General features: G+C 67.2%; 21 protein-coding genes and 1 tRNA gene. 6 read left to right on the forward strand and 16 right to left on the reverse strand.

Annotated features, from left to right (window positions below; all coding sequences use genetic code 11):
• Positions 1-146: 146 nt before the first annotated feature.
• From NC4_RS16835 to NC4_RS16850, 4 genes are all read right to left on the reverse strand, one after another.
• Positions 147-614: a DUF5130 domain-containing protein gene (locus NC4_RS16835; protein WP_067538979.1), complete on the reverse strand. Its 468-nt coding sequence runs from the start codon at positions 612-614 to the stop codon at positions 147-149.
• Positions 601-882, reverse strand: a complete 282-nt coding sequence (ctaJ, locus tag NC4_RS16840) for an aa3-type cytochrome oxidase subunit CtaJ (protein WP_067538982.1) — start codon at positions 880-882, stop codon at positions 601-603. The genes NC4_RS16835 and ctaJ overlap by 14 nt, the downstream gene beginning before the upstream one ends.
• 77 nt (positions 883-959) lie before the next feature.
• A complete protein-coding gene (locus tag NC4_RS16845; RefSeq protein ID WP_067538984.1) occupies positions 960-2,516 on the reverse strand; it encodes a glycoside hydrolase family 13 protein in 1,557 nt (518 codons plus the stop codon).
• A 178-nt stretch (positions 2,517-2,694) separates the two neighbouring features.
• Positions 2,695-3,108 carry a globin gene (locus NC4_RS16850; RefSeq protein WP_067538986.1) on the reverse strand — a complete coding sequence of 138 codons (414 nt, stop codon included), beginning with the start codon at positions 3,106-3,108 and terminating at the stop codon, positions 2,695-2,697.
• Positions 3,109-3,335: 227 nt separating this feature from the next.
• Here NC4_RS16850 and NC4_RS16855 point away from each other — a divergent pair, with 227 nt between their 5' ends.
• Positions 3,336-4,028 carry an HNH endonuclease gene (locus NC4_RS16855; RefSeq protein ID WP_174566861.1) on the forward strand — a complete coding sequence of 231 codons (693 nt, stop codon included), beginning with the start codon at positions 3,336-3,338 and terminating at the stop codon, positions 4,026-4,028.
• A 10-nt stretch (positions 4,029-4,038) separates the two neighbouring features.
• Here NC4_RS16855 and NC4_RS16860 read toward each other — a convergent pair whose 3' ends face one another.
• Entirely contained in the window at positions 4,039-4,611 is a 573-nt protein-coding gene (locus NC4_RS16860; RefSeq protein WP_067538989.1) for a helix-turn-helix domain-containing protein, read from the reverse strand.
• A gap of 75 nt (positions 4,612-4,686) precedes the next feature.
• On the opposite strand from NC4_RS16860, the gene NC4_RS16865 reads away from it, so the two are divergent.
• Both NC4_RS16865 and NC4_RS16870 read left to right on the forward strand, forming a co-directional pair.
• Entirely contained in the window at positions 4,687-5,400 is a 714-nt protein-coding gene (locus tag NC4_RS16865) for an AzlC family ABC transporter permease (protein ID WP_067538990.1), read from the forward strand.
• A 59-nt stretch (positions 5,401-5,459) separates the two neighbouring features.
• Positions 5,460-5,777 carry an AzlD domain-containing protein gene (locus NC4_RS16870; RefSeq protein ID WP_067538994.1) on the forward strand — a complete coding sequence of 106 codons (318 nt, stop codon included), beginning with the start codon at positions 5,460-5,462 and terminating at the stop codon, positions 5,775-5,777.
• 55 nt (positions 5,778-5,832) lie between these two features.
• Here NC4_RS16870 and NC4_RS16875 read toward each other — a convergent pair whose 3' ends face one another.
• The 8 genes from NC4_RS16875 to NC4_RS16910 all read right to left on the reverse strand — a co-directional run bounded on the left by NC4_RS16875 (position 5,833) and on the right by NC4_RS16910 (position 18,409).
• On the reverse strand, positions 5,833-6,561 hold the full coding sequence (locus NC4_RS16875) for a dienelactone hydrolase family protein (protein WP_067538996.1): 729 nt from the start codon (positions 6,559-6,561) through the stop codon (positions 5,833-5,835).
• An 82-nt stretch (positions 6,562-6,643) separates the two neighbouring features.
• On the reverse strand, positions 6,644-7,324 hold the full coding sequence (locus tag NC4_RS16880; RefSeq protein WP_439957514.1) for a DUF8185 domain-containing protein: 681 nt from the start codon (positions 7,322-7,324) through the stop codon (positions 6,644-6,646).
• Positions 7,325-7,334: 10 nt separating this feature from the next.
• Positions 7,335-7,754: an acyl-CoA thioesterase gene (locus NC4_RS16885; protein ID WP_067539849.1), complete on the reverse strand. Its 420-nt coding sequence runs from the start codon at positions 7,752-7,754 to the stop codon at positions 7,335-7,337.
• Between the two features lie 83 nt (positions 7,755-7,837).
• Positions 7,838-12,739, reverse strand: coding sequence for an NAD-glutamate dehydrogenase (locus NC4_RS16890; RefSeq protein WP_067539003.1), 4,902 nt, complete (start codon positions 12,737-12,739; stop codon positions 7,838-7,840).
• A 398-nt stretch (positions 12,740-13,137) separates the two neighbouring features.
• Positions 13,138-14,814, reverse strand: a complete 1,677-nt coding sequence (gene ettA / locus NC4_RS16895) for an energy-dependent translational throttle protein EttA (RefSeq protein ID WP_067539005.1) — start codon at positions 14,812-14,814, stop codon at positions 13,138-13,140.
• A 10-nt stretch (positions 14,815-14,824) separates the two neighbouring features.
• Positions 14,825-15,271, reverse strand: a complete 447-nt coding sequence (locus NC4_RS16900) for a single-stranded DNA-binding protein (RefSeq protein ID WP_067539007.1) — start codon at positions 15,269-15,271, stop codon at positions 14,825-14,827.
• Positions 15,272-15,413: 142 nt separating this feature from the next.
• Positions 15,414-16,370 carry a threonine/serine dehydratase gene (locus NC4_RS16905; RefSeq protein ID WP_067539009.1) on the reverse strand — a complete coding sequence of 319 codons (957 nt, stop codon included), beginning with the start codon at positions 16,368-16,370 and terminating at the stop codon, positions 15,414-15,416.
• A complete protein-coding gene (locus NC4_RS16910; RefSeq protein WP_067539011.1) occupies positions 16,367-18,409 on the reverse strand; it encodes a bifunctional copper resistance protein CopD/cytochrome c oxidase assembly protein in 2,043 nt (680 codons plus the stop codon). Before NC4_RS16910 ends, NC4_RS16905 begins: the two co-directional genes overlap by 4 nt.
• A gap of 204 nt (positions 18,410-18,613) precedes the next feature.
• Here NC4_RS16910 and NC4_RS16915 point away from each other — a divergent pair.
• The 3 genes from NC4_RS16915 (at position 18,614) to NC4_RS16925 (ending at position 21,036) form a co-directional block, all read left to right on the forward strand.
• A tRNA-Arg gene (locus NC4_RS16915) sits at positions 18,614-18,687 on the forward strand.
• Between the two features lie 548 nt (positions 18,688-19,235).
• A complete protein-coding gene (locus tag NC4_RS16920; protein ID WP_157554814.1) occupies positions 19,236-19,829 on the forward strand; it encodes a hypothetical protein in 594 nt (197 codons plus the stop codon).
• Positions 19,830-19,905: 76 nt separating this feature from the next.
• Entirely contained in the window at positions 19,906-21,036 is a 1,131-nt protein-coding gene (locus tag NC4_RS16925) for a serine hydrolase domain-containing protein (protein WP_245721736.1), read from the forward strand.
• Positions 21,037-21,056: 20 nt separating this feature from the next.
• Here the strand turns inward: NC4_RS16925 and NC4_RS16930 are convergent, their stop codons facing one another.
• From NC4_RS16930 to NC4_RS39095, 3 genes are all read right to left on the reverse strand, one after another.
• Positions 21,057-22,184 (reverse strand): sensor histidine kinase, encoded by a 1,128-nt coding sequence (locus NC4_RS16930; protein WP_067539019.1) that lies wholly within the window; start codon positions 22,182-22,184, stop codon positions 21,057-21,059.
• Complete coding sequence (locus tag NC4_RS16935) at positions 22,181-22,756, reverse strand: response regulator (RefSeq protein ID WP_281186314.1); 576 nt, start codon at positions 22,754-22,756, stop codon at positions 22,181-22,183. The genes NC4_RS16930 and NC4_RS16935 overlap by 4 nt, the downstream gene beginning before the upstream one ends.
• Positions 22,757-23,332: 576 nt before the next feature.
• Positions 23,333-24,919 carry a cytochrome P450 gene (locus NC4_RS39095; protein WP_245721737.1) on the reverse strand — a complete coding sequence of 529 codons (1,587 nt, stop codon included), beginning with the start codon at positions 24,917-24,919 and terminating at the stop codon, positions 23,333-23,335.
• Between the last annotated feature and the right edge of the window lie 119 nt (positions 24,920-25,038).

The raw sequence follows: 25,038 nt of genomic DNA on the forward strand, positions 1-25,038 counted from the left end.
CAGCCCGCCACCCTGGTGTTCGGGTGCGGGCCGCGGCCCCCGGGGTTCAGGGGTGGAACCCCTGAAATCACCTCTTCTCCCGGGGTTTCAGGGGCGTAGCCCCTGAAAGACCACGAGAGTTGGGGTATCCCACGAGAGTTGGCCGGTCAGATGCGGCCGATGGCGGCTGCCATTACGCGGACGGCGGAGACCAGGCCGTCGATGAGGTCGCCTTGGCGGATGGAGCTCAGGGCGGCGGTGGCGCCGAGTTGGCAGACGCGGTCGTTGGCGCGTTCGGCTACGTCGCGGCCGGAACGGACCTCGATGGAACCGGTGTTGGGGTCGACGGCCAGCAGGACGGAGCGGGTGGCCTCGGGGGTGCCGGGGAAGAGGGCGTCGGCGCCGGTGGCGGAGTCCTGGCCGAGGTCGCCGATGAAGACGTTGAAGCGGACCTTGGTGGCGCGGGTGGCGTCGGTGAGGGCGTTGTCCATGAGCAGGCGCTCGTGGTCGGTGAAGGGGACCTCGTTGAAGACGTCGCCTGCCTCGTGCACGCCGGACACGCGCCCGCTGGTGGTGATGGCGTAGCCGTGCGGTAGGTCGGCCGCGTTCACCGCGGGCCAATTAGAACTTGCCACTTGCCCGGCCTCCGATCAGGTCCGCCTCGGCGGATTCAATAGCCGCATGATTGCCATGCGACGACTCAGCAACATCGTGATGACCGGCGCCGGTCACCTCGTCGGTTGCGCTCCACAGCACCGGCGGCTGGGTCCACTGCTGTCCGAGCTCATAGTGATCCGGCTTCTTGCCCGGCAGCGGCTTGCCGAGATACGACAATCCAGCGATCACCAGATAGATCGCAACCGGGATGCCGACGTAGATCAGCACTGTCTGGAGAATGCTCACGGCACAACGGTAATCGATGCCCGGATCCTCATCGTAGACCGGTGAGCGAGCCCACGCTCGTGTCGTCGCGTCGCTGGTCAGATCAGCCAGGCCGCAGAGTTTGCCGGAAGTTTTCTAGCGGTAATCGGGGCGCTCGCCAGCAATACATCACCGGCGGGCAGCAGGACGGGGGCGTCGGTGGTGTTCAGCACACACAGCAGTCCGCCGCCGCGCCGGAAGGCCAGGCAGCCGGGCGGGCTGCCGTACCACTCCAGGCCCGGAACGCCGAATCCCGGACGCACGGCCCGCAATTCGATGGCCATGCGGTACAGCGACAGCATGGAGTCCAGGCGTTCCAATTGCCGCTCCACGGTCAGCTGGGCCCAGTACGGCGGCATCGGCAGCCACGGGCGACCGGCGGTGAAACCGAGGGGCGGCCGGTTGCCCTCCCAGGGCAGCGGCACCCGGCAGCCGTCGCGACCGCGTTCGGTGTGCCCGGACCGCTCCCACACCGGATCCCGCAGCGCCGCCTCGGGCAGGTCGTCGACATTGGGCAGGCCCAATTCCGCGCCGTTGTAGATGAATACGCTGCCGGGCAGGGCCAGTTCGAGCAGGGCCATGGCCCGCGCCCGCGCCAGCCCGACGGGGCCGCCGCCGTAGCGGGTGACCTCGCGCTCGATATCGTGATTGGACAGCGTCCAGGTGGGACTGGCGCCGACCCCCGCGACCGCGCGTAGCGAATTGTCGACCGCCGCGCGAATCTTGTCCGGATGGAAGGCCGTTTCGGCTAATCGGAAATTGAATGCCAGATGTAGCTCGTCGGGGCGGACGTATTCGCCGAAGCGGGTGTTGTCGTCCACCCACACCTCGCCGATCGCGACGGCGTGCGGGTATTCGTCCATGACCTTGCGCAGTCGGCGATGCAGTTCGTGCACGCCGGGATTGTTGAAGCGCGGGTCGTCATCGTCGTGCCCGAACATCTTGGAGTTGGGGTGCGCCATATCGGGCAGGCCCTCGGGCTTGGCCATGCCGTGGGCGACATCGATGCGGAACCCGTCCACCCCGCGATCCAGCCAGAACCGCATGGTCTGCTCGAAATCGGCGGCGACCTCGGGATTGTCCCAGTTCAGATCGGGCTGCTCGGCGGCGAAGATGTGCAGGTACCACTGCCCCGGCCGCCCGTCCGGCTCGATGACGCGGGTCCAGGCGGGTCCGCCGAAAATGCTGGGCCAATTGTTCGGCGGCGCAGCGCCATCGGGGCCGCGCCCGTCACGGAAGTGGTAGCGGGCGCGTTCCGGACTGCCCGGTCCCGCCCGCAGCGCTGCCCGGAACCACGGATGCCGGTCGCTGCTGTGGTTGGGCACCAGGTCCATGGTGACCCGCATGCCCCGGTCGTGCGCCTCGGAAATCACCGCGTCGAGGGCCGCGATCCCGCCGAACAGCGGGTCGATATCGCGCGGATCGGAGACGTCGTAACCGCCATCGGCCATGGGCGAGCGCATGACCGGGCAGATCCACAGCGCGTCCACCCCCAATAGCTCCAGGTACCCGAGCTTTTCGCGCAGCCCGCCCAGATCGCCGACGCCGTCGCCGTCGGAATCCGCGAACGAACGGGGGTACACCTGATAGAAGACGGCCGATCGCCACCACGGCATTGCCTGCGCAGCCGCGGCCCCCGGCCCGGCGGATGTTTCGGTCACAGCCGTAATGGTGCCAAAGCACACCGTCGCTCGAGGCCGCAAAGACGACACTTGTCCAGATTCAGCAAATCGTCAGCTGTGCCGAAGTTGAACCGGAAACCGTCTGGGCGGCTTGAGCTTCTGCCCTACGAATTCAGAAGGGCGAGTTCATGAGCGAATTGGCGGCCATCTCGAAGTAGTCGAGCAACTGCTTCCGATGCTGGTCGTCGAGCACCTCCGGCTCGATCTCGGCCACCGCGATGTGCATGGCCCGCAGCCAGGCGTCCCGTTCGATGGGCCCCACCTTGAACGGATGGTGCCGCATCCGCAACCGCGGGTGCCCCCGCTCCTCGCCGTAGGTCCGCGGCCCGCCCCAGTACTGCTCCAGGAACATGCGCAGCCGCCGCTCGGCAGGACCCAGATCCTCCTCGGGGTACAGCGGCCGCAAAACCTCGTCGGCCGCGACCTCCCGGTAGAAGGCCGCGACGATCCGACCGAACGTCGCGGCGCCCCCCACCGCGTCATAGAAGGAGGTCGTCGTCTGCTCACCGGAAGTCACGCCAACCATTGTGCCCACATCTCGCGTATGCGGCTCATCGCGTCCCCACTTCGTCCCCGGTATACCCCCGCATCGGGACCGGCGCGGTCGCGGCGGGCCCGGTTACGTCCTGTTCACCCGTTTGTGCCCGAGAATCTGCAAAATCACCGTGCATTCTGGGGACTTCCATGGTCAACTGGGTGGCAGTCTGCCGAGACGAAGCACCCATCGGACGAATACGGATTCGGGGTATGCCCATGAAGCAGCGGCACAGCGCCAGGCATGAGGCGCGGACACATCGACAACTCCAGCCCGCCGACGTCCACAATCGTGGGTCGGGGGCCATTCCGCTGCATGTTTTGTCCGATCATCATCCGGGTGCGCATCATGATCATCACGCGCATCGCCCGCCCGAAGTCTCCACCGGTTCCAGCTGGGCCAAACGCCGCGTCCTGCTGTTGAACGCAACGTACGAACCTCTCACCGCCCTGTCCGCGCGCCGCGCCATCGTGCTGCTGATCTGCGACAAGGCCGATACCGTCCATGACAATCCCGAGGGCCCGGTCGTGCATTCCGCCGGCACCTCGGTCGCATTGCCCTCGGTCATCCGATTACGCAACTACGTGCGTGTCCCCTACCGCGCCCGCGTCCCGATGACCCGCGCCGCGCTCATGCATCGCGATCGATATCGCTGCGCCTATTGCGGCGGCAAGGCGGAAACCATCGACCATGTGATTCCGCGCAGCCGCGGCGGGCCTCACACCTGGGAGAACTGCGTCGCCTCCTGCGCGCCCTGCAACCACCGCAAGGCGGACAAGTTGCTGAGCGAACTGGGCTGGACCCTGGTGCACGCCCTGGAATCGCCCAAGGGCCCGCATTGGCGACTGCTGTCCTCCAGCTCGGAGCTGGACCCGACCTGGTTGCAGTACCTCGGCGAGGGCGCGGCCTGACGGGGCGGCGTCAGCTGTATTCGCTGACGAGCATGGCCCAGGTGCCGGGCTCGAGCGCGTCGAAGAGATGCGGCATATCGCCCGGATAGCAGATGTAATCCCCCGGGCGCAGCTCGACCGGCGCATCCATGAGCCCCGCCCTGGCATGGCCCGCGCACAGCATCACATGCTCCATGACGCCCCGCGCATGCGGATCGGATCGACGGGGCTGCCCGGGCTCGGCGGTCATGCGGTAGATGTCGCGCCGGACATTCGACGGCGCGGCCGACAGCAGTGTGATGCGGTACTCGGCCTGCGCCGAAGCCAACTGCGCGCCCTCACCGGCCCGGATCACCTGCACCTGCGGCCGCGGCGGATCCAGCAATTGCGAGAACTGGATACCGAGCGCCAGGCACAGCGCCCACAGCGTCTCGATACTGGGATTACCGGACCCCGATTCCAGTTGGGACAGCGTGGATTTGGCAATACCCGCGCGTTTGGCCACCTCGGTGAGCGACAGCCCCGAACGGGCACGCTCCCGACGCAAGGCGGCCGCGATCGCCTCCTGCGGCGAGGCAGTCGCCGAGCTCTCGTGCTGGATCATTATGGCTTCACACAGTACCGGCTCGCTGCCGTACCCCTTTGACTATTCGGACTCGATGCGTTCATTATAGGCAACATGCGTTCGATATGGCGAACACTGGATCGGGGTGTATTGACCGGTATCGCGGCGATCTGCCTGGCAGTCGCCATGATCGGCATTTCCTACGGGGCCACGGCCGTCACGGCGGGGTTGCCCGCGTGGCTGCCGATTCTGCTCAGCCTGGCCGTGGTGGCGGGCAGGTCGGAGTTCGTGTTCATCGGGATTGTCACCGCGGGCGGCGGGCTCATCACCGCGGTGCTGGCGGGTTTGCTCGTCAATGCCCGCCACCTGCCCTACGGCCTGTCGGTCCCCGATGTCGTCGGCACCGGATGGCGTCGCCTGGTCGGTACGCAGATCATGAACGACGAATCCGTCGCCATGGCGCTGGCTCAGCCCGATCGCGGCCGTCGTCGCGCCGCGTACTGGCTCTGCGGCCTGTCCGTGCTCGCCGCCTGGCCATTGAGCGCCGCGATCGGAGCCCTGCTCGGCTCGATCGTCCCCGGCCCCAATGCCTTCGGCCTGGATGCCGTCTTCCCCGCGGTGCTGATCACCCTGGTCATTCCCGCGCTCAGCGATTCGCAGACGCGCATCGCGGCCCTCGCGGGCGCCGCGGTCGCCGCGGTGACCACGCCATTCCTCGGCGCGGGCCTTCCGGTCCTGCTGGCCCTGACCGCCGTCCTCCTGGTGGCCCGCCGCGCCGACCCCGAACCGGCCGCCGCGCCGGAACCCGCAACCGCGGAACCGGCGTAATCTATCCGGCCCCCTGATCACCGCGCAGTCCAACCACCTACTGGAAGAAGGTTTTCCGCATGACCAAGGCCCTGCTGCTCGGCGTGTGCGCCCTGGCCGTCGGCACCTACGCCTTCCGCTTCGCGGGCCCCGTACTCCGCAGCCGGGTCAAGGTCTCCGCCCGCACCGTCAAACTCCTCGAGATCGCCTCGGTAGTCCTGCTCACCGCCCTGGCCGTCACCACCCTCATCCCCTCCGGCGACAGCCAGGTCGGAATCGCCCTCCCCGCAGGCGTTCTCGTGGCCGCCGTCCTGGCCTGGCGAAAAGCCCCACTGCTCGCCGTCATCCTGGCCGCCGCCGTCACCACCGCGGGACTGCGGCTGCTCGGCCTGCACTGACCAACTCGGCCACCCCGCCGACCGGCAGGTCGACGCGATTGTCGGGCCAGAGGATCTAGCGGTTCAGCAGGTTCGCCAGGCGCTTCCAGGCGTCTTCGGCGATGTCCGCGCGGTAGGAGTCGCGGCCGGGGAAGAGGAAGCCGTGCGGTGCGCGGTCGTATACGACGATTTCATGGTCGATAGCGTTGGCGCGCAGCGTATTCGCGAGTGACTCCCGGGCATCTGCGGGAATGAGCGGGTCGTCGCCGCCGAACAGGAGCAGCATCCGGCCGGTGATGCCGGAGGTGGATCGGACGGTTGGTTCGGGTGTCGACAAAGGGATGTCGGTGTTCGTGAGCCAGCCCGGGTAGATGGCGGCCGTTGCGGCGAGCGGGAGTTGGGTTGCGGCGTAATAGGCTACGTGGCCACCCGCGCTGAAGCCGACCATGCTGGACGAGGTGGCGCCGTGCCGGTGCAGTTCGGTGAGGCAGGCGGAGATGTCGGCCAGGACCTCGGGGCGGCGCAGGGTGCGCAGGAGTTCCAGGCCGCGGTCGCGATCGACGCTGAATTCGAGTTCCGCGCGCGGTGCGACGCGATGGAAGAGATCGGGGAGAATGGCGATCGCGCCCAGGGCCGCCAGGCGCTCAGTCGCCGCGACGACGGATTCGTGCCGGCCGTAGATCTCGTGTCCGACAACGACTCCCGGGTAATCACCCGGGGTTTCGGGCCGGGCGAGGTACGCGGTCAGCACCGTATCGCCGACCTTGAGCTCTATCCATTCGCTCACGATCGCGGTATCGCTCATGCCGCCAAGGTAGTTGGACGCCGATGGCGCGACCAATAGGCGGTGCGATACCGGCCATCGGAATCTCGATGGCCGGTACGGGTCAGCTCGTCAGGAGCGGAAGCGCCTGGCCGCGGCGGCGTGCGACGGAGCCGTAGCGGGCGTCGAGGCGCAGCCAGGTGCGGGCGGCTCGGACTCGGACGATCTCGTCCACCGAGATGCGACGGGAATCGGTCTTCTCGCCGCCGTGCGGGATGAAATCCATTGCGGCGAGGGCGAAGACGACTCGCATGGGGACTTCGACGTTCTCACCGGCATTGGAGACGGTGAGAACGGTCTGGTCCAGCAGGGAGGCGGGCGGGCCGTGGCCGGAGGAGTGCTCCTGGGCCAATTCCGCTCCGCGCTCGGCCAATTCGACCAGCATGCGCGCCGGGACATCGTCGACGTGGACGAATCCGGATTCGGGCGGCAGCGCCGAACGCCAGGCGGAGTCCATGCGGTAGCCGAGCTCCAGCGGTGTACCGGGTTCGGGGCCGTGCAAGCCGGACAGCACGATATCGCCGCCGACGGTCACATCGTCGGTGCCGAGCGCGCCGACAACCGTGCGCACCGCGAGGGCCTCGAAACCGGTGGCGGCCCAGGCGGATACGTAGCGGTCACCGCGGCGGCGCAGCCGAATGACGGCGGCGGGATCCAGGCGCACCGCGTGTGAGACGAAGGTGGCCAGGTTCTCCCGTTCCGCCGGATCCGGGATGTGCAGGGTGAGTTCGGACGTCACTGTCACGGGACTCGGTTCAGTCGTTCAGCCACAGCGACAGGTAATCGCGTTCCTCGGTGGTGAGGCGGCGCAGGCGCTGGGTCTCGATATCGAAGGCGGCCAGCTGGGTGGAGGCGATCACCGCGGGCGGCGAGGCGGGATCGGCCGCGGCGGCGCGCACCTCGTAGGCCACCGTGAAGTCCACGGCCCGCAGCCGCTCGACCCACAGTGAGATATCGAGCGGCGAATCCTCGTGCCGCAGCTGGCCTTTGTACTGCACGCGCAGATCGGCCAGCACACAACCGGTCTTGAGGCCCACGGTGGGCCGGTCGTCGAGGAACAGCCACGGAATCCGGGCCTCCTCCAGCAGGGTCACCATGCGAGCGTGGTTGATGTGCTGGAAGGCGTCCATATCCGACCAGCGCACCTCGACCTTGGTGTGGAAGCGCTTGGGCATGCCGGACGCCTGCTCCTCCGATTCGAGGGCCGAAATCTGCCCGTCCAGGGACTTGCTATGCCCGTTCAGCGAACCGACACTGGTCAACGCGGTACCTCCGATTGCGCACCCACCCCGCTCACCATGCTGCGCACCTGCCGCGCCGCAACCGACAGCGTGGCCAGGTCGTGGGTTCCGGACTCGAACAGTTCCGAGAGGGCGCTACGCGCGCGGCCCAGCCGGGACTGATTTTTCGACTCCCAGTATGCAATCTTCTCCTCGGCCGTCTCCTCCGGGTCACCGGCGGAGAGCACATCGAGGGTCAGCGAACGCAGTGACCCGTACATATCGTCGCGCAGCGCGAGCCGGGCCAGTGCGCGCCAGCGATCGCCGCGTTCCAGGTGGCTGACCGCCTGCAAGAGCCAGTCGATCTTGAGGTGGTCGTTGAGCGCGTAGTACAGCGCACCCACCTCCTCACCGCGGCGATCGGTGATATCGGCGATATCGATCACATCGAGCAAGGGGAAGAGGTTCAGCAGCCCGAACACCTCGGTCGCCAGCTCGGTGGGCGCGCCCTTACCGATAATGGCCTGCGACTGCTCGTTCAAGGTGTCGATGTGATGCCCGCGCAGCCAGCCCGGCACCTTGGGCGCCAGCCGGTGCACCTCGGTGGCATAGCGGTGGATCTCGGCGCCCACCGCGACGGGCTGCGGCCGGTTGTTGAGCAGCCAGCGCGAGGCCCGGTCCAGGGTGCGCTTGGTCTCCAGCTCGAGGGCGTCCTTCATCCCGGTGGAGATCTCCGCGGCGCGAATGCGATCCCAGATGGTGTGCAGCCCGAAGATCTGCGTCGCGGCGGTGAAGGCCCGCACCGCATCGGAGGCCGTGGCCCCGATCTCCTCGTTGAGCCGGTGCGCGTAGGTGATGCCACCCAGATCCACCACCTCGTTCACCAGCATGGTGGTGGTGATCTCGCGCCGCAGCCGATGCCGCTTGATGGCGGCGCCGAACCGATTGCGCAGCGGTGTCGGGAAGTACTGCACCAGCCGCGCCGAGAAGTACGCGCTATCGGGCAGATCGCTGGTGAGCAGGTCGGCCTTGAGCGAAAGCTTCACGTGCGCCATGAGGTTCGACAGCTCCGGCGAGGTGAGCCCGGCGCCCTCCTCCAGGCGGCGCTTCATCTCGATATCGCTGGGCAGCGCCTCGAGGTCGCGGTCCAGGCCGCGGCGGTCCACCAGATCGTCGATGACGCGCTGGTGCACATTGAGCATGCGCGGCGCTTCGGCCCGCGACATGCCCATCAGATAGTTCTGGGACACATTGTCGCGCAGCACGAGTGCGGCGACCTCGTCGGTCATGGACGCCAGCAGCGGATTGCGCTCGTTCTCCGAGAGCTCACCGCTGGAGACCACACCGTCCAGCAGGACCTTGATATTGACCTCGTGGTCGGAGCAGTCCACGCCCGCCGAATTGTCGAGGGCGTCGGTGTTCATCTTGCCGCCGTGGCGGCAGAACTCGATGCGGCCCAGCGCGGTGGCGCCCAGATTGCCGCCCTCGCCGATGACCTTGACCCGCAGGTCGTTCGCGTTCACCCGCACCGCGTCATTGGACTTGTCGCCGACCTCGGCATTGGTCTCGGTACTGGCCTTGATGTAGGTGCCGATACCGCCGTTCCACAGCAGTTGCACCGGCGATTTCAGAATGGCGCGCATGAGCTCCGGCGGCGAGAGCGCCGACACGTCGGCGGCCAGCCCGAGCGCCTCGCGCGCCTGCTCGCTGATGGGGACCGACTTCACGGTGCGGTCCCACACGCCGCCGCCCTCGCTGATGAGCGAGCGATCGTAATCGGCCCAGGACGAGCGCGGCAGCGCGAACATGCGCTCGCGTTCGGCGAAGGAGCTCACCGCGTCCGGATTCGGATCCAGGAAGATGTGCCGGTGGTCGAAGGCCGCCACCAGGCGAATGTGCCGCGAGAGCAGCATGCCGTTGCCGAACACGTCACCGCTCATATCGCCGATGCCGACGACGGTGAAATCCTCGCCCTGGGTGTCGATATCCATTTCGGCGAAGTGCCGCTTGACGCTCTCCCACGCGCCGCGGGCGGTAATGCCCATGGCCTTGTGGTCGTAGCCCGCCGAACCGCCGGAGGCGAAGGCATCGCCGAGCCAGAAACCGTACTGCTGGGCAACATCATTGGCGATATCGGAGAAGGTGGCGGTGCCCTTGTCGGCGGCGACCACCAGATAGGTGTCGTCGCCGTCGCGGCGGCGCACTCGCGCGGGCGGGATGACCTGACCGGTCGCGCGGTCCACATTGTCGGTGACATCGAGCAGACCGGAGATGAAGGTGCGATAGCAGGCCACGCCCTCGGCCTGGAAGGACTGCCGATCGGTGACCGGATCCCCGCTGGCCGCCGGTGGCTGTTTGACCACGAACCCGCCCTTGGCGCCGACCGGCACGATGACCGCGTTCTTCACCGCCTGCGCCTTGACCAGGTCCAGGATCTCGGTGCGGAAATCCTCCAGGCGGTCGCTCCAGCGCAGCCCGCCGCGCGCGACCGGGCCGAAGCGCAGGTGCACGCCCTCGACCCGCGGGGAGTACACGAAGATCTCGAATTGCGGCCGCGGCTTGGGCAATTCGGCGATCTGATGCGGCTCCACCTTGAACGACAGGTAATCCCGCGACCGGCCCTCGGCATCGGTGACGTAGTAGTTGGTGCGCAGTGTGGCCTTGATCAGGCTCAGGATGGCGCGCAGGATGCGGTCGGCATCCAGGCTCACCACATCGTCGATGCGGCGGCGCACCGCGGCTTCCAGATCCGCAGCATGGCTCTCGTCGGCGGAATCGGGATCGAATACGGCGGTGAACAGGTCCACGAACAGCCGCGCCACATCCGGGTAGGCGAGCAGCACACGGCCGATATTCGCCTGGGAATAGGGGAAATCCGCCTGCTGCAGATATCTGGCGTAGGCGCGCAGGATCGATACCGAACGCCAGTGCAGCCCGGCGCGCAGCACCAGCTCATTGAGACCGTCGGCCTCGGCACGGCCGTACCACAGCGCTTCGAACGCCTCGGTGAAACCCTCGCGCAAACCGCGCACCTGGTCGTCGAGCACGTCCAGGCGGGCCGAGGACTCCACCAGCTGGGCGTCCATGCTCTGGTCCAGGGCGCTGCGCAGCAGTTCCGGGCGGGCGAGCAGACCGAAGTCGTAGATCCACTGTTCCGGCCCGCCCTCCAGCTCGAGCTGGTGCGGGCGTTCGTCGATGACCTCCACGCCCAGGCTCTGCAGAACCGGCAGCACCTGGCTCAGCGAGATGCCCTTGCCACCGATGTAGAGGGTGAAACGCCAAGAGCCGGGCTCGGAGTCGGCATCGCGGTACAGGTACTGATCGATGCCGCCATCCCGCAGCCGCTGCAGCCGGACGATATCGGCCAGGCCGCGCCCGGCCGGGAAATCCTCCTTGTAGCTCTCCGGGAAGGCGTCGGCATAACGCTCGACGACGGAGGGCTCGAGCACGGTGGAGGTCTGCGTCTCATCGCGCAGATGGTCTTCCCAGGTGCGGCTGGCCTCGGCGAGCAGATGCTGGATGCGCAGCCGGTTGGGCTCGGCGGTATCGGCGACGGCGGCCTCGTCGGGCAGGCGCACCGTGAAATACACACTGGCGAGGTCGCTTTCGGAGACGCGTGCCGAGTAGTCGATCGAGACGCCGCCCAGTTCGCGCACCAGGATGTCCTGCATCTCCAGGCGCACGCGAGTGGTGTAGCGGTCGCGCGGCAGGTAGACCATGCAGGCCACGAAGCGGCCGTAGCCGTCCATGCGCATGAACAGCCGAACCTGGCGGCGCATACCGACATTCAGGACCGCGCTGGCGGTGCGGCGCAGGGTTTCTCCGTCGGAGGAGAACAATTCGGTGCGCGGGAAGGACTGGATGACCTCGAGCATCTCCTGACCGGAGAAGGAGTCCATATCGAAACCGCTGGCCTCGATGATGGAACGCACCCGGCGGGCGATGACCGGAATGTCGAGCACGTTCTCGTGCAGGGCATTGACGGTGAAGACGCCGATGAACAGGTGCTCGCCGCGCAGGGCGCCGGAATCGTCGATCTCGGCCACGCCGACGAAGTAGGGGTACACCGCCCGGTGCACGGTGGCCGGGACCAGGCCCTGGGTGAGCATGAGCAGCGGCTGGTCACCGCTGTTGTCGGGGACTCGGAAATCGGTGCCGACCCGGGGCTGCAGGACGCCGAGGCTGGTTTCCGGCAGGATGACCGATTTCGCCTGCCCGTCCACGGTGGTGCGTTCGTAGCGGGCGTAGCCGAGGACGGTGAAGTTCCCGTCGGCCAGCCAGCGCAGCAGATTGGCGCAATCGCCGAGATCGGTTGCGCTGAAAGGAGATGCGCCGTGCTTCACGGCGGCGTCGAGCTGTTCGGCCACGTGCTGCTGGGCCGCGCGCATGGCCTCGGTGTCCTCGATGACGCGGCGGACGTCGGTGAGCACGTCGGTGAGGGTGCTACCCACCCGCTCCAGCAGTTCGCGACTGGTGGAGGGATGCAGTTGCACGTGCATCCAGGATTCGCGTAATCCGGTGGCGCCGTTGCCGTCCACCTCGTGCGGGACGGCGGTCTCGAGTGTGCCCTCGCCGTCGCGGGTCACCTCGAAGATGGGGTGCACCACCTCGCTCACGCTGACGCCCATGCGGCTCAGCGAGGAGGTGACCGACTCCACCAGCAGCGGCATATCGTCGGTGACCATTTGCACGGCGGCGCCCAGGCCGGACTCGTCCTCGGGATGATGCACTCGGACGTTCGCAATGCCGGGAGTGCGGTGCATGGCGAGATCGACGTGGCAGCGGAAGATCTGGGTCGAGATCGCGGGGATGGCGCAGTCCGCGTCCCCGGCGTCGACGTGACGGAAGTACGCCTCCTCGGGAGCAACCAGATTGCCGCGCAGTGAGGCGGGCAAACTCGCAGCCCACGCCGCGCTGGACAATTCGGACGAGACCGTCATTTTCGCCAACTCCTGGGATTCGGTTCCGTAACAAAGTGACGCCGGGTCCGAGAGTAGCTGAGCGGCGGATGTGCCGGGCTGAGTTCTTGGCAATGCCGCGCCCGCGTCGCACACTCCGGACAAACCGGACGGTTCGGCGGATTACCGTGCCGCGCGGAATCGCCAGGTGGAGTACGACAAACCTTGCACCAAAAGGGATTTCACGCACAAATGCATACGCGAAATCGATGAGTTCGCTCTTTGATAGCCGTTCACTCTGGAGACATGGAAGAGCCCCCTGGCAAACGCCGAGCTGTCCGGCTGTCGACTCCCGGCCGACGCGGGGATGACGCTCGTCATCCCCGCGCGAGCCGGGGCGTGGTCCGGGCCCGTGGGCCCGGAGCGGATAACGGGTCGAGCTATCCGCGGGTGAGCTTGCGGTGGGTGACCCGGTGCGGACGCGCCGCTTCCGGACCCAGCCGCTCGATCTTGTTCGCCTCGTAGGCCTCGAAGTTGCCCTCGAACCAGAACCACTTGGCCTCGTTGTCGCTGTCACCCTCCCAGGCCAGGATGTGGGTGCAGGTGCGGTCCAGGAACCAGCGGTCGTGGGAGATGACCACCGAGCAGCCCGCGAAGTTCTCGAGGGCGTTCTCCAGCGAGGACAGGGTTTCGACGTCAAGGTCGTTGGTGGGCTCGTCGAGCAGGATCAGGTTGCCGCCCTGCTTGAGGGTGAGCGCCAGGTTCAGGCGGTTGCGCTCACCACCGGAGAGCACACCGGCGGGCTTCTGCTGATCCGGGCCCTTGAACCCGAAGGCGGAAACATAAGCGCGGGAAGGCATTTCCTGATTGCCGACCTGGATGAAGTCCAGACCGTCGGAAACCACCTGCCACACCGTCTTGTTCGGGTCGATACCGGCGCGGTTCTGGTCGACATAGCTCAGCTTGACCGTCTCGCCGACCTTCACATTGCCGCTGTCGGGCTGCTCGAGACCCACGATGGTCTTGAACAGGGTCGACTTACCGACACCGTTGGGGCCGATGACGCCGACAATGCCGTTGCGCGGCAGGGTGAACGACAGATCCTTGATGAGCTGGCGGTCGCCGAAGCCCTTGTCCAGGTTGCCGACCTCGACCACAATGCTGCCCAGGCGCGGACCGGCCGGGATCTGGATCTCCTCGAAATCCAACTTCCGCATCTTCTCGGCCTCGGCCGCCATCTCCTCGTAGCGACCCAGGCGCGCCTTGTTCTTGGCCTGACGGGCCTTGGCGCCGGAGCGGACCCACGCCAGCTCGTCCTTGAGGCGCTTCTGCAGCTTCTGGTCCTTCTTGCCCTGGACCTCGAGCCGCTCGGCCTTCTTCTCCAGGTAGGTGGAGTAGTTGCCCTCGTACGGGAAGGTGCGGCCGCGGTCGAGCTCGAGAATCCAGCCCGCGACATTGTCGAGGAAGTAGCGGTCGTGGGTGACGGCCAGCACGGCGCCCGGGTAGGAGGCCAGGAACTGCTCCAGCCACAGCACCGACTCGGCGTCGAGGTGGTTGGTGGGCTCGTCGAGCAGCAGCAGATCGGGCTTGCTCAGCAGCAGCTTGCACAGCGCCACGCGGCGGCGCTCACCACCGGAGAGGTTGGTGACCGGCTCGTCCGGCGGCGGGCAGCGCAGCGCGTCCATGGCCTGCTCGAGCTGGGAGTCGACATCCCACGCGTCCGCGTGATCCAGCTCCTCCTGGAGCTTGCCCATCTCCTCCATCAGCTCATCGGAGTAGTCGGTGGCCATGAGCTCGGCGATCTCATTGAAGCGATCCAGCTTCACCTTGATCTCGCCGAGCCCCTCCTCGACATTCCCGCGAACCGTCTTCTCCTCATTGAGCTCCGGCTCCTGCATGAGGATGCCGACGGTCGCGCCCGGCGCCAACCAGGCATCTCCGTTGTTCGGCTGGTCCAGTCCCGCCATGATCTTCAGCACGCTCGACTTGCCGACGCCGTTCGGGCCGACGACACCGATCTTGGCGCCGGGAAGGAAGTTCAAGGTCACATTGTCGAGCACGACCTTGTCGCCATGCGCCTTTCGAACCTTCGTCATCTGGTAAATGAACTCAGCCATATCGGCAAGCCTATCTGTGTTGAGTTGCCGGTTCTCCGGCAGTATCCGCATCGTCGGGTGGCCCGGGCACCGGCTCCGGTGGAGCGGTGGGGGCGAAGTGTTTCCGCTGCACCCGGGCGGTGCAGCGGGCCAGGTCGGGGCCGAGGGCGAGGGCTCGCATCTCGAGATCGCTGCGCTCGGCGCCGTCCCGGGTGGTGTATTCGTTGGAGCGCAGTTGACCGTAGGCGATGATCGGGTCGCCGCGCTGCAGGGAGGCCTCGACACCCTCGACGAGTCTGCGCCAGCAGGTGACCGTCAGATACAGCGTGCCGCCGTCGACCCAGTCACCGGCGTTCTGGTCGTACCGCCGTGAGGTGCTGGCCAACCTGAAGGACAACAACTGATCCCCGTTCCCCAATTCCCGCCGGGTGGGATGGGTGACCACTCGCCCGATCACCGCGGTATTCGCCTCGTACATCGCGCTCCCCCTTGCTGTTTCGGCTCTGCTTCGTTCGTGCCTCCAGCTTTGCCCGTGCCGAGCCCGCGCGACAGCCCCAATCCGGGGATTGTGGATAACTTCCGAGATGTGAACAACCGCCAGGTCAGCGGCGTGAATCCGGTTACAGCGTGGCGAGATCCGTATTGGCTCCGCACAGCACGATGACCGGCCGCTCCCCCGCGGCGGGCACATACGCACCGCTCTGGATGGCGGCCACGGCGGTGGCCCCGGCCGGTTCGACCACGATCCGGAACTCGCGCCACAGGTATTCGCGCGCCATGACGATGGCGTCATCGCTGACCAGCAGGGACCGTACCTGGTAGCGCTGCGCGACCTCCATGGCGATATCGCCGATCCGGCTGGCTCCCAAGGCATCCGAGGCCACACTCGAGACGTCGACCTCCACCGGCCGACCGGCCGCGAGCGCGGCGTGCAGGGTCGGCGCGCCCTGCGGTTCCACGCCGATCACCCGGCCGCGCAGGCCCAGCGCGACGGCGATACCGGCGACCAGGCCCCCGCCGCCCACGGCCACCAGCACCGGCGGACGGCCGCGCACCTGCTCCTCGATCTCCAGGCCGACCACACCTGCCCCGGTCACGATGGCGGGCTGATCGTAGGCGTGCAACTGCATGGCGCCGCGTTCCGCGGCGAGCTCCCGGGCGTACCGGTGCGCCTCGGCGTAAGTGGTTCCGTGCCACAGCACTTCGGCGCCGTGCGACCACATGGCGGCGACCTTGGTGTGCGGCGCCGATTCCGGCACCACCACGGTGCAGGACTTACCGCGCAGGGCGCTGGCCAGGGCGGCGGCGATCCCGGCATTGCCGCCGGAGGCCAGCACCACGCTGGTGTTGTCCTCACGGGCCTGTAGCAGCGCATTGAGGCAGCCGCGCACCTTGAAGGTGCCGCCGTGCTGCAGATGCTCGAGCTTCAAGGTGACCGGCACCGGGCCGTTCGGGCCCTGGATGTCGGTATGGAAAACCGGTGTCTTGCGGGTGTGCCCGCGCAGCAGGCGCCGTGCCCGCCGAACGTCGGATCGATAGAGCCGCTTGACTTTCCGCGTCAAGGCGACATCACTCACTTGGGTACCTCTCGATCACGCCGGGCTAACTCGGCGAACATGGCGTTGTGCGCGGCCAGGGCCGCGTCGTCGTCCCGGTCGGCCTGGCGATCCAGGCGTTTGGCCATGCGGTCGTCGCTGCGTGACCACTGGATGAGCAGTGCGAGCATCACCACCACGAGCGGGATCTCGCCGCTCGCCCAGGCGAGACCGGCGCCGGTCTTCTGATCGTCGAACAGGTCGTGGTTCCAGCCCAGGCCGAGGCTGCGATAGAACCAGCCGCCCATGACCGTCTGCATGCTCATGAGCGCGATGCCGAAGAAGGCGTGGAAGGGCAGGGATCCGAACACCATGCCCAGCTTGGTGAGTGGCTCGACCTGCCGCGGTTTGGGATCGATGCCGATGACGACCCAGTAGAAGAGGTATCCGCTGAGCAGGAAGTGCGCGTTCATGAGCAGGTGCGCGCCGTGCGAGTCGAGCACCTTGTCGAAGATGCCACCCAGGTAGAGCGCGTAGAAACCGCCCACGAAGAAGACCGAGGCGACCACGGGCTGGGTCAGGAAGCGCGATACCGGATTGTGCACGGCGGCCAGGATCCATTCGCGCAGACCCGGCGGCTGATCGCGACCGGCGGGCTGGATTGCCCGCAGCGCCAGCAGGACCGGGCCGCCCAGCGCGAACAGGATGGGCGCGAGCATGGACAACAGCATGTGCTGCGCCATGTGCACGCTGAACATGGCCGGGGCATAGCGGCCGACGCCGGAGCTCGTCGCGATCAACAGCGTCACACAGCCCGCGATCCACGCGATGGTCCGTCCCACCGGCCAGGCGTCGCCGCGGGCCCGCAGCCTCGCCACACCCCGCAGGTACAGAACGGCCAGCACAATCGAGAGCGTTCCGTAGATCAGATCGAAGCGCCAGTCGAACATGATGCGCGCGACGGTCGGCGGACCGGCCAGGTTGTAGCCGATCTCCACCTCCGCCGGAGTGGGCACGGTGAGCAGGGGCGGGGGCGGGGTGCGGCCGAGCCCGACGGCCAGGCCCATGGTGGCCGCGAAGACCAGCGCCTCGACGCCCGCGAAGCGGATCAAAGCCGCGCGGTCGGTCGGGTCCTTCTCCAGGTCGGGCAGCGCCCGCTTCCGTTGCAGATAGCCGATGAGCCCGAGCACCAGCAGCGCCGCGGTCTTGGCCAGAATCAGCTGGCCATAAGTAGTACTGAACAGATCGCCGAACTCGGGCAGCCGCACCCAGGAGTTGATCACGCCGCTGGCCGCGATGACCACGAACGAGACAGTCGCGATGAGCGAGAACCGCCGGGTTGCCAGCGCCGTGTACTTACCGTCGCGCAGCGCGTAGGCGAGCACCGCGAACAGTCCGCCCACCCAGAAACACGCCGCCACCAGGTGCAGGATCAGACTGTTGGTCGCCAGATCGTGCGCGCCACCGGAGGACGAATGCCCGGTCAGCGCCACCGGTAGCAAGCAGATGATCGACAGCCACAGCAGCACCGGAGTCCAACCCCAGCGCAGCGCGAGCCGACATCCGATCGCGAGCGCCAGCACGAAGAAAATGGTCAACCGCCACGACGACGCCACATCGACCTGATTCGCCGCGCGCCACACCGACTCCGGCCGCAGATTGTCCAGCACCGGTTGCCCGGTGGTGTCCGACAGTGTCAGCGGCACCAGCAACACCGCCGCGGTCGCCCACACCACCGCCGCATTCCCGGCGCGCCGCAACGCCCGATACCCGCCCACATCGAGCACCCCGTCGCCCTGCGGCGGCACGAAGAACGCCGCGAACAGCAGCGATCCCACCGTCACCGCGGCCGCCAGATCCGCGACCGCCCGCACCGCGGGCAGCCCGTACGTGGTGAGCGGCCCCGGATCCGGAATCCCCAGCAACGTCAGTGCCTGCGCCGCCGACAACGCCACCACCAGCGCCGCGGTCATGGCGGCCACGGCTCCGCCCACAGCGGCGATCGCCGCGAAGGTCACCCCCGACCCCGACCGGGTAGCTCGAACATCCACAGCTGCGGGCGGGTCCTGCGGTGACGACATACGCCCAGGGTAGTTCGAACCACCCGTCCCAACTCCCCTGGGGTTTCCCGTCCCTCGGTCTGCACTCCCGCACCGACGCGCCGATCAGTTGCTAGGCGACCACCCATTCCCGATCTGGACGCTCGCTATACTTAACGCGCTGGACACCAAGACCGATTTCGGTCAAGGTGTTTGGTGCCCGCATCAACGCCGATGCCCCGCACTGCCTCCGTAGCTCAGTTGGATAGAGCAAGGGCCTTCTAATCCCTAGGTCGCAGGTTCGATTCCTGCCGGGGGCGCTTCTCCACCCTGCCGTGCGCACAACACGACAGGTTCACAGGTACCCATACCGATCGGCTCTCAAACCGGTCGGGTTGTGGTGGCGCTCCTATTCCTTTTATATGGCCTCCGGCTTGGGTCGGTTGCGGCCTACTGTCTCTCGGAGACGGCTTCGTGGCGTCCTGGGGGGTGGGTTGATGGGGCGAGGGTGGCGGTGGCTGGGCTGGTGGGGGCGGTGGCTGGTCGTTGTTGTTGTGGGGGGTTGGGGGTGCGGCCGGGTGTAGTTCGCCGGATCGGCGGGGGGCGGCTGAGGAGTTGGAGCGTGGGGTTGCCGGGATGGCGGGGGTTGCGTCGTTCAGGGTCGAGTACGTCGCTGAATTCGGGTATGGCGCGAATCTGAATGTGTCGGCGGATGTGGGGGGTGCCAGTGCGGAGGAGATTGCGTCGTTGGTTACGCGGATCAATGAGGTGAAGGGGGATCGGTTCGAGGGGGTTCCGCAGTATGCCTGGTTCCGGGTGGGCGGCGGGACGGTTCTGGCGCGGGGGGGCGCTGGATGTTGGGGAGATCGTGGCGGATGCGGGGCGGGTTCGGGCGATCGGGGCTGCGGTGGGCGAAGGGGATGTCGAGGCGACGCGGGATCGAGAAGGTTTGCTGGGGTTGACGATCCGTGAGGTTGGGGATGCCGCGGTGGCGGTGGCCGCGGCGCGCGAGGCGCTGTCGGGGGAGGCCGCGCGGGTGGAGGTTTTCGCGGATGGGCGGCCGTCGAACTGGCGGGTTGATTTTCCCTTCACTGCCGAGGACCAGCGACGGGTCCTCGAGCAGGTGGACCGGTTGCCTGCCCGCTCGGCGGCCTGGCTCGTCGGTGCACAGGGTGACCACCTCACCGAGCTCGCGATCGAGGTCGGTGTCGAGGATCCCTATCGCGAGATCGCCGCGGCAATCGAAGCGCTGGCTCTCGATCCGGATCGCCCGCTGCTGTTGTACTGGACCGGAGGCGGCGGATTCGGTGCTACGGGCACGGGTTTTCAGGGCAGTGCGGATATCGGCGGGTGCCGGGGCGGTTACGGGATCGGCATACCTTCGCCGGACGGCTTCTTTTACGGTGTCGACCAGGCCCTCCAGGAGCGAGTTCGCGCCGAGTACGACGCCTGCTCGCGTTAGACTCGTACTGCGGTGCTAGATGGTGTGATACAGCGGTCCAATGTGCTTGCGGGCCTGCGGTTTCTAGCGTCGGTCCATGCGTATGCGAGCCTTCGCACTCACGATCTGCACTGCCACGGTGGCGTTGTCCGCCTGCACGACGAGCGCGGGTGAGTCCGGGTCCGCGCCGTCGGGCTCCTCCGAGCGCGCCGACGCGGCGCGCGCTGATCTCGACGCATTGGTGCGGGCGGGCGCGGTGGGGGCCATCGCCACGCTCACCGACCGTGACTCCACCGCTACCGCGGCCGCCGGACTCGCCGAAGTGCCCGAGGGAAAGGCGATGCCCGCCAATGCTTCCGAATACGTACGGGTCGGCAGCATAACCAAGACCTTCACAGCCGCGATCGTGCTGCAACTGGTGGCCGAACATCGGATCGACCTCGATCGGTCCGTCGACACGTACTTGCCCGGTCTGCTCGTCGGCGACGGTGTGGACGGGCGCGCCATCACCGTGCGTCATCTTCTCAGCCATCGCAGCGGACTGCCCGCGCCCGCGGCATCCCGGGAGACGGACGAGCACGCGGCCGCACTCGACGGCCGCACCTACACCCCGGCGCAGGAGATCGCGCTCGCCTTGCGGTACCCGGCACGGTTCGCTCCCGGAACGCGATTCGAGTACTCCAACGTCAACTACATCGTCGCCGGGATGTTGATCGAGGCGGTGACCGGACGCCGCTACGCCGATGAGCTACGCCACCGCATTCTCACCCCGCTGAACCTTGCGGGCACCTACTTGCCCGCCACCGGCGAAACCGGTTTGCGCGAACCACATCCGAGCGGCTACGCCACCGTCGACGGTGTCGTGACCGACCAGACGCGGATGGAACCCTCCCTGCCGTGGGCATCGGGGGCGCTGATCAGTACCGGCGGCGATCTGAACCGATTCTTCTCCGCGCTGGTGGCCGGACAGGTTGTGCCCGACGCTCAGTTGCGGGAGATGCTCGACGGGAGCGATATGGGCGCGGGCGACGGCATGTTCTATGGGCTCGGCATCGGATACACGCAACTGCCGTGCGGCGCACAGTATGTCGGCAATGTCGGCGGCGTGCGCGGGTTCGACGCCATCTCCGGCGCCACCGCGGCCGGACGCGCTGTAACCATCTCCTATACTGGCTCGCCCACGGCCGTCGACATCGGCGGCATGCTCACCCACGCACTGTGCGAGTAACCGGAGACGTGCCCGGTCGGCTAGGTGAGCGGGTCGGCCGCGATGGGCAGGCGGAGTTCAACTCTGAAACCACCGTCGGGTTCGGGACGGGCGATCAGGGAGCCGTTGAGAAGTTCGGCGCGTTCGGTCAGGCCGCGCAGGCCGTGACCGGCGCTGGGCAGCGCCATCCGGGGACGGCTGGCGGGGGTGTTGAGCACGGTGACAATGACATCGGCGGCGTCGGCGCCCAGTTCGACGGTCACCTCGGCGCCGGGCGCGTGCTTGCGGATATTGGTGAGCGCCTCTTGGACGGTGCGGTAGATCGCGCGTTGCGTGGCCGCGTCCAGGCCACCCGGCAAGGCCCCGGCGGTGGTGACGGGTAGGTCGCTGTCGCGCAGCAGTTGCGGCAGGTCCGCGACGGTCGGTTGCGGCGCCAAGGCTGTCGCGGTGGTTCCCGAGGCGCGCAGGACCGTGACCATGTGCCGGAGTTCGTCGAGGGTCTTGACACTCAGTTGGCGGATCGTCGCCGCCGCGTCGGCGGCCTCCGGGTCGGCGCTCGTCATTTCGAGCACGCCCGCGCGCACCGCGATCAGGCTCACCTGATGTGACACCACATCGTGCATCTCCGAGGAGAGTTCCGCGCGATCGCGGGCGAGGGCGGTCTGGATGCGCGGTGCATCGCCCTCTTCATGAGCCCGGGTCAATTCGACGATGTTGTCTTGCAAGGCTATTCGCGAACTGATGAGCCGACCGAATGCGGCCGGGGCCGAGGCGAGAATGGCATTGAAAAGGAAATCGCTGATAAACCACCGGGTTTCGGCTTGCCAGCCGACGGGTCGCTCCCAATCGATGGGGTAATGGGCGGCCAGCAGAATTCCGGAGAATACCAGTGTGCAGAACACTACCGTAATGCCGCTTCTGCCGTATCGGCCGACGCTGTACAGCGCGATTCCCGGAATGATCAGCGAGGCGAATCCCGCCGGGAACGCGATTACGAAGGCCGCCAACGGATATCGTCGGCGCGCGAACAGCGCCGCCAAACCGATCAGCGCGGCGACACTGTCCCGTGCACTCAGATCCTGATGGACGAGTAGCAGATCCAGTATCGCGACCACGATGGGCGCGAGATACAACGCGGTCGCGTAGCGTTCCGGTATTCGGGCGTTCATTGCGCCGATCCGTCGATCAGACCCGCCCGCTGGGCGATGAGCGCGGCCTCCACTCGGGTGCCGACACCGAGCTTGACCAGGATCGCGCCCATATCGTCCTTCACCGTCCCGGTGCTGTGCTGGATCAACTCCGCGATCTCCCGATTGGACAGACCCGCGGCGACATGCCGCAATACCGTGCGCTCACGGTCGGAGAGCTTGCTCGTCGCGGTGGCGGCGGCGGCCACCGCCGCGGAGTCCGAGAAGCCGCGGATCACCGACCGGGTGACGGTGGGCGACAGCACCACTCCCCCGGCGGCCAAGGTCTTCACCAGCATCGACAGCTGTCGCGGATCGGTGTCCTTGAGCAGGAAGCCGGACGCGCCGAGTTCGAGCGCTTTCAGGACATATTCGTCGGCATCGAAAGTGGTCAGCATCGCCACCACCGGTGGATTCTTCCGTCCGAGCACTTCGCGAAGAATTGTCAGCCCATCCACCTGCGGCATTCGAATATCGAGCAACACCACATCGGGGTGATGCCGGTCGATTTCCTCGATCGCCGATTCGCCATCCGCGGTGGCAACGACCTCGATACCCGAATCCTACCCGAGGATCAGCGCGAATCCGGAGCGCACCAGCGCTTCGTCGTCGATCACCATGACTCGGATCATAGTTTTCGACGATACGGCAGCCACCTGGCTATTGTCCGTCCAGCCGGGTGGCGGCCGGAATCGAACCTAATCGGCGATGCGGCCGACGGGTGCACGCAAATACCGTGATCACGGAAAGAAAAACGACTATCCGAGAGGTTATCCCGTGTCCGAGAAAATCGCTGTCCGCAACTGGAAACATAAAACCGCGCTGTCCGCCGCGGTCCTCGCCCTGGCCGTGGTTCCCACCGCCGCGGTCGCCGCTCCGGCCTTCGCGGAACCCGCCACCGGCACCACGACCACCACCGATCGGGCCGCCGACACCACCTCGGCCCCCTACAACAAACCGAGCAAGTACGGCGTCGACGGCTACGACAGCTCCGGCTACGACCGCCGTGGTTTCGACCGCTTGGGCCGCGACCGCATGGGCTATGACCGTCAGGGCTTCAACCGCGAGGGCTTCGACTCCTACGGCTACGACAAATACGGCTACAACCGCCTCGGCTACAACAAGTACGGCTATGACCGCCACGGCAACCGCAAGGGCGCCGATCGACCGGGCACGCCGCCGCCCGCCGCCCCGAAACCGCTCCCCGAACCGGTTGAGCAGTTCCTCCGCCAGCTGCCCCCGCCCGCCGAACAGGCTCTCCGCCCGGTCGTGCAGTCCGCATTCAACCTGCTGCCGTAGACCCTTCGTGAACGCTGGCTAGCCTGCCTCGACGACCTCACCCGGGCCTGGCTCCGACCGGCTTCCTGATCTGGCCTCGGCATTCGCGCCCCGTTCACGCGGCAGCAGGGTGATGCGGGCGTTGTCGGCGGGACTGAGGCCGTGTGGTAGCGGCGTGGGGGTTCCAGGGTGCCGGGGGTGGGGACTATGCGGCGTTGTTCGAGGACGGTGCGGAAGAGGATGCGGGCTTCGGCCAGGGCGAATTGGGCGCCCAGGCAGCGGTGGGGGCCCGCGCCGAAGGTGAGCCAGGTGTGGCCGTTGGGGCGCTCGTCGAGGAAGCGTTCAGGGCGGAAGGTCAGGGGGTCCTTGTAGTGCTCTTCCGATTCGTGGATGAGGAGGATGGGGACGATGACTATGGCGCCCTTGGGGATCCGGACACCGTTCACGACGGTGTCGCGGAGGGCGCGGCGGCCGGTGAAGGGGGAAACCGGGCGCAGGCGCATGGTTTCGGCCACCACGGCATCGAGGTAGGCGTCCAGGCGGGGTTGGTCGTCAGCGTCGTCGGCGGCGTCGACTTCGGCCATGGCTTCGGGGTGCCCGGCCAGCATGGCGGCGATCCAGCCGAGGGTGATGGCGGTGGTTTCGTAGGCGCCCAGCAGGACTCCGCGCATATTGCGGGCCAGGGCCGGGTCGTCGTGCTGGTCCAGGTCGGTATTGATGTAGCGGGACAGGACATCGCGGCGGCCCGCTTCGGCGGGCGCGGCACGACGGGCGGCGATCTCCTCGAGAATCACGACGTCGACCTCGTCGCGGCGGCGGTTCAGCGGCGGATAGGGCGGGGTGTAGCCGCCGAACAGCGGGGTGAGCAGGGTGACGGCCAGGAAGCCGCGGCTCTCGATCTCGCCGAACCAGGCGGCGATGGCGTCCTTCAGTCGATCGCGGCGTTCGGGGGCGACATCGCCGAAGACCACGCCGAGCAGGACGCCGATGGCCAGGTCGTAGCCGACCTTCAGGAATTCGAATGGTTCGTCGAGGGGCCAGGTGGGCACTTCGCGGCGCACCACCTCGACCATGAGCTCTTCATAGGATTTGAGCGCCTTGCTCTGGAACGGTGGCGAGAACAGTTTGCGCTCGCGGCGGTGGGCGTCGCCGTCGAGGAAGATCAGGACCTGTTTGCCGAACATGCGGTCGTGGCTGGACAGGCGGCTGAGCACCTGGCCGACGGAGAAGTCGTCGTGGTTGGTGAAAACCTCACGCACATCGTCCATATCGTGGGTGATGAGCATTTTCGGCAGGCCGGGCGCGGAGACGACGAACCGTTTCCCCAGGTCCAGCAGCGGCGAGCGGTGGGTCCCCGGACGCAGGAGCGTCCCGAGTTGTCCCAGCTCACGCAGGGGTAGCCGGGGCAGTTGTCGCAGCGATACCGGGTTGTCTGACACGTAGCCATCCTCACTGCAAGATCGTCGACAGGCAAACGCGAAATCGCTTCGGCGGCAACATCTGTCACAGCCGCCGGTGCCCCCAGTTTTCGGGGCTCGAAGTGGTGGTCACGGGCTCG

The organism is Nocardia crassostreae (assembly GCF_001613405.1).
Taxonomy (GTDB): Bacteria; Actinomycetota; Actinomycetes; order Mycobacteriales; family Mycobacteriaceae; genus Nocardia; species Nocardia crassostreae.